The sequence below is a fragment of the Bacillus sp. C30 genome (assembly GCF_040838255.1).
GTDB lineage: Bacteria > Bacillota > Bacilli > Bacillales > Bacillaceae_G > Bacillus_A > Bacillus_A mycoides.
In genome coordinates this window covers 1-4995 of record NZ_JBFPJH010000250.1, presented here as the reverse complement: position 1 = coordinate 4995, position 4995 = coordinate 1, and the positions used below count along the sequence as shown (strand labels likewise).

General features: G+C 32.8%; 6 protein-coding genes. 4 read left to right on the top strand and 2 right to left on the bottom strand.

Annotated features, from left to right (window positions below; genetic code table 11):
* Window positions 1-795 (bottom strand): DUF4158 domain-containing protein (locus tag AB3X49_RS17655; RefSeq protein ID WP_367963718.1); only part of this gene is annotated, 795 nt, incomplete at its 3' end.
* An 80-nt stretch (window positions 796-875) separates the two neighbouring features.
* Window positions 876-1418 carry a recombinase family protein gene (locus tag AB3X49_RS17650; RefSeq protein ID WP_367963716.1) on the bottom strand — a complete coding sequence of 181 codons (543 nt, stop codon included), beginning with the start codon at window positions 1416-1418 and terminating at the stop codon, window positions 876-878.
* A 285-nt stretch (window positions 1419-1703) separates the two neighbouring features.
* On the opposite strand from AB3X49_RS17650, the gene AB3X49_RS17645 reads away from it, so the two are divergent.
* The 4 genes from AB3X49_RS17645 (at window position 1704) to AB3X49_RS17630 (ending at window position 4964) form a co-directional block, all read left to right on the top strand.
* Window positions 1704-2066, top strand: a complete 363-nt coding sequence (locus tag AB3X49_RS17645) for an ArsR/SmtB family transcription factor (RefSeq protein WP_090835483.1) — start codon at window positions 1704-1706, stop codon at window positions 2064-2066.
* Window positions 2059-2499 carry a DNA mismatch repair protein gene (locus tag AB3X49_RS17640; protein WP_367963713.1) on the top strand — a complete coding sequence of 147 codons (441 nt, stop codon included), beginning with the start codon at window positions 2059-2061 and terminating at the stop codon, window positions 2497-2499. The genes AB3X49_RS17645 and AB3X49_RS17640 overlap by 8 nt, the downstream gene beginning before the upstream one ends.
* A gap of 100 nt (window positions 2500-2599) precedes the next feature.
* Window positions 2600-4354 carry a SulP family inorganic anion transporter gene (locus tag AB3X49_RS17635; protein WP_367963711.1) on the top strand — a complete coding sequence of 585 codons (1755 nt, stop codon included), beginning with the start codon at window positions 2600-2602 and terminating at the stop codon, window positions 4352-4354.
* Between the two features lie 85 nt (window positions 4355-4439).
* Window positions 4440-4964, top strand: a complete 525-nt coding sequence (locus AB3X49_RS17630) for a hypothetical protein (RefSeq protein ID WP_275857355.1) — start codon at window positions 4440-4442, stop codon at window positions 4962-4964.
* Window positions 4965-4995 lie beyond the last annotated feature (31 nt).

The window sequence follows — 4995 nt, the reverse complement described above, 5'->3', positions numbered from 1 at the left end:
ATATTCTACTAAAGAAGCGTAGTATTTAATACTTTCGTTAGAAATATTTAGTTGAGGCAAAATTGTATTGGCCAGTTGAAAAAGAGAATGAATTTCTTTCCCACATTCAATTTCGCGCTTCATTTCATTTATACTAAAATCTTTTGGTTGATGTTTTATTTTAGTAATTTCATATAATCCAGAAGAATTATATAATAATTCTTCTAAATGCTGTTTATCTGTTTCAGATAGATGATTTTGTATAATTGTGATGAGTCGTTGTTCTTCAGATGTAATAGCAGTTCCTACAATATCTTGCATAAAACTATACGCAGGAATAATAATGTGTTCTTCTATTAAATAATTGAGTAATTCACGAAAAATAAAAATAGGTTTTCCACTTACTGTTGCAGACCTACGGGCTTTTTCTTGTAAAACACCTCGATAATATGAGTCACAAATACGGTAATTAGATATTTTAAGAATTAATTTTTTATGAGTAGATCGTGTCTTTTTATCAATCGATCCAAAATCTCCAAATGACTCATTTTTAAAATAGACTTTTAAAATATATTGAATATCTTCTTGGACCTCAGATAATTTAAACTGAAAAAATAAATGTTTTGATTTGAAATATCCAAGTTGAAGAATAAAATGCACTTTAGACTTTATAGAACGTAAAGTATATAATAATTCCTTTTCTACTTGTGAAAGCGAAAAGTATTGCACACGTTCTTTAGGTGTAAATACAGGTCTACTATAAAGACGATTAATTTCATCAATTGTTAAAATTGTTAGTCTGTTTTTAGTGTTCATATTTATCTTGGAATCCATCCTTTTACACAAAATATTTTATAATTAAACTTACTGAGTCACAAAGTATACGTCATTTTGTATTAGTTCATATTTCGATAAATGGTCATTCTAGATATACCAGATTTTTCAGCAGCCTCTGTGATATTTGCTCCTTGTTCCATTAAATAAAATGCATAACTTAATTTTTCTTTATCTACAGATGGTCTACCAGGATATTTACCTCGTTTTTTTGCTGCCACAATTCCTTCTTTTGTTCGTTCTGAGGTTAAATCTCTTTCGAATTGAGCAATACCTGCAAAAACAGTAAAGAGCATTTTCCCGTGTGCTGTTGTTGTATCAAGCCAGGACTCTTTTAAACTTTTCAAGTTTGCCCCTTTTTGAGAAATGAGTTCGGCAATCTCAATTAAATCCTTTGTAGAACGTGAAAGTCGAGTCAAGTCTGTTACTACTACTGTATCTCCATTACGTAGAAAATCTAACATACGATTTAACTCAAGACGATCTCGCTTGGTTCCTGTTACTTTTTCAAAAAACATACGCTCGCACCCAGCATCTCTTAGCTGCTGCTCCTGGCGGTCTAAATTTTGGTCAATGGTAGATACACGCATATATCCAAATTTCATATAATTCCTCCTTTTTTTCAGTTTTATTGTATCAAAAACGTTATGAAATAGATATTGTTACAAATTTATTTTGTTACATATTTTTGTTACACTGAGATTGCTAGTTAGCTTAGCTTCATAACTCAAGAACAATAATTGTAACAAAAACGGTCGTTTTTGTTACGGGAAACATTTTAAAGTTTGTATTGAAATTTCGAATTTCTAGAAGTATCATATACATATTCAAACATCTGAAGATGTATATGATACTTTTGGGTTTTTAATTAAAAATAAGAAGGTGTTTTAATGGGAAATGAAATGCAACAATTTAAAGCTGATTTTTTTAAAGCTTTATCACATCCTTTGCGAATAGGTATTCTAGAACTATTGTCAGAGGGTAAAAGAAGTGTAAATGAAATTCAAACCATCCTTAACAAGGAAGGTTCAGCTGTTTCTCAACAATTAAGTGTACTACGTTCAAAAAACATTGTCGTTGGTACGAAAGATGGAAAACGAGTTTTATATTCTCTACGAGACCCTATGATTGTAGATTTACTGGTGGTTGCACGGAAGATTTTTAACAACCATTTAATCGATACGATTTCAATGTTAGAAGAGCTAGACGAAACAGAAAGTGAAACGATAGTTAAGGAGGGGGAAGTTGAGTAGTGAAGTTAAGAAAGAAGATATCATCCAACATGGGATTGAAATTTTCCACTCAATAGGAGCTCATCATGTTTGTAAAGTTTGTATTAAAAGCGGGAATTCTTGTTGTTTTTCATGCCAACATTTACAAGATGGAGTTGGATGTCAAAAAAGAAATACAGCTTGTACAGCTTGGTTATGTGGGATTCAAGGTTTTTTATTTGATCAAATTGGATTATTAGATGAATGGAATCGTTTTTGGAGTGAAATCCCAGGACAGATGTTTCGTAGAGATATGACTCCAGATAAGGTAAGGATTACATCGTTTATTGATACGAAGAAGCTAGATAGTCGAGCCGGAGAACTTCTAGCGGAAAGGTTGAAATCCTACGTACAACAAGGTGGAAATGTAGGTAAATTAGATCGTCATTTAAGAAAAACGTATAGTAAATATTAGGATAATGTTTTATTTTGTAAAAATGAAAATCTCCTCTATAAAGGAACGAGAAATACATTTGTAATCCAGATTTATTATAAATAGAAAAGAAGGGTTTGTAATGAGAGGATTATTTACGGGAAGGTTTGAAGGATATTCATTGGGACATTTTCAAAAGGATCTTCTGTCAGGAATGATTGTTGGAGTTGTTGCGATACCACTTGCTATGTCTTTTGCAATAGCCTCTGGTGTTAAACCAGAGTATGGGATTTATACAACATGTATTGCCGGAATACTCATTTCGCTATTTGGTGGTTCAAAGTATCAAATTGGGGGACCTACAGGTGCCTTTGTTCCAATTCTTTTAGGCATTGTCATTACCTATGGATATGAAAATTTACTACTTGCTGGTTTGTTAGCCGGAATTATCTTATGTCTTATGGGAATTTTTAAACTGGGATCTTTAATTAAATTTATCCCACGTCCTGTAACAATTGGTTTTACGTCAGGTATTGCCGTCATTATCTTTACGGGACAAATTGCTAGTTTTTTAGGTCTAACAGGTATAAAAAAACACGAGGAATTTATAGCAAACCTGCAGGAAATCTTCACTCATATCGGTACTACCAATTTTTACAGTGTTATAACTGCTTTGATTTGCTTTTTTGTTATACTCATAACACCAAAAATTTCACCTAAAGTACCTGGTTCATTAGTAGGTGTTGTAATTTCAACTATCATTGCAACTATATTTTTCTCAGGTCATGTGCCTACTATTGGTACAGCGTATGGTACGATTCCCAATACACTTCCTCAGTTTGATATACCAGAAATCACAGTAGAGCGTATCAAACAGTTAATTGGCCCTGCATTTGTTATTGCAATGTTGGGTGGTATAGAATCTCTTTTATCCGCTGTCGTGGCAGATGGTATGACAAATAGTAAGCACAACAGTAACAAAGAGCTGATTGGTCAGGGCATTGCCAATATTGTTACCCCGTTATTTGGAGGGATTCCGGCAACTGGAGCGATTGCTCGAACAGCAACCAATATTAAGAGTGGAGCTACATCTTCGATGTCAGGAATTATTCACGGGGTATTTGTGTTATTCACACTTCTACTATTAGCTCCATACGCTTCGCATATTCCACTTGCTAGTATGGCTCCCATTTTAATGGTGGTAGCTTGGAACATGAGTGAGCAAAAACATTTTATTCACATACTTAAAATGAAGACAGGGGATTCTCTTGTATTACTTGTAACATTTCTACTGACTGTATTTACAAGTTTGACAACAGCTGTGGAAATTGGACTTATTTTAGCTGTTATTTTATTTACAAAACGTATGAGCAACATGCTTGTCATATCTAAAGTGCTTCCTGATCATACAAGGAAGCATGAAAAATTGTTACCACATGTGGTAAATAAAGCTCATGATTGTCCACAAATTAGTATTTATACAATAGAAGGACCATTATTCTTTGGAGCTGCTCAAACATTTGAACAAAACATTTTAGCGACCATTCATTATAAACCCAAAGTTTTAATTTTGCGTATGGGAAAAGTTCCTTTTATTGATACAACAGGAGAGTCTTACTTTAGGAATATTGTTCAGCATTTTAAAAAGCAAGGTGGCATACTTCTCATTTCAGGAATTCAATCCGAGTTAAAGACAACTCTAGATAAGAATGGATTGTACGCTGAGATTGGAGAAGAAAACTTTTTTGATCATACCGGAGAAGCCATCAACTATGCTTTAAGACATTTGAATACAAAAAAATGTATAGGATGTAAGCATTTCGCTTTTCATGAATGTACCGGGCTTTCTCAGGAAGTGAATACAATAAAGAAAAAGTCAAATGCATTAGAGTTTTAAAAATTCACTTCACATACAAAGTTTGTTTGATTTGATCTACTCTTTTCATCATTTTATTAAAAAATAGAGAAGGAGAAAGTTTACTTTGGAGAATGCGGAGAAGATTTTTACAAGGTTTGAACAAGAAGGTTTTTCATACATCCAACATATGATCATGAAACAGCAAGAAGAGAATATCTTCCTTACATTTCAATGTAAAACAGATTGTACGATTAGTGTTCTTTCAAAAGATGATAAAGAGAATTATGAAAAAAGCGTGTCATTTTTTTCTTGTGTTTCTGGTGGTGTAATTGTATGGGGAATAGATTCAAGTAAAAATAAAAATGGTGTTAACAGGGCTGAGAAAATACAACCTATCTCTAATGGAAAGACGTTTTTAACGAAATTAAATGGTTTGTTTTCGAAAGACATTCCAGCTATACAGCCAGATGTTAAAAACATATACATTCCATTCCCTAAAGAAAAGAACAAAGGGTTTGTAATCACATATGTTCCAGGGAACAATTATTTGTTAAATCTGAATAACTATTACACAAAAACTAGGGGTAGCTTTGTAATGATGATGGGACAGATTCTTTTAAATGATGTGTTAAAAAATAGAAAACCATGAAAAGATTAATGATAAATCATGGGTATAGAGG

Excerpts from the sequence above, each read along its gene's own strand:
- AB3X49_RS17645 (WP_090835483.1), top strand. The coding sequence starts at position 1,704 with ATGGGAAATGAAATGCAACAATTTAAAGCTGATTTTTTTAAAGCTTTA.
- AB3X49_RS17635 (WP_367963711.1), top strand. The coding sequence starts at position 2,600 with ATGAGAGGATTATTTACGGGAAGGTTTGAAGGATATTCATTGGGACAT.
- AB3X49_RS17650 (WP_367963716.1), bottom strand. The coding sequence starts at position 1,418 with ATGAAATTTGGATATATGCGTGTATCTACCATTGACCAAAATTTAGAC.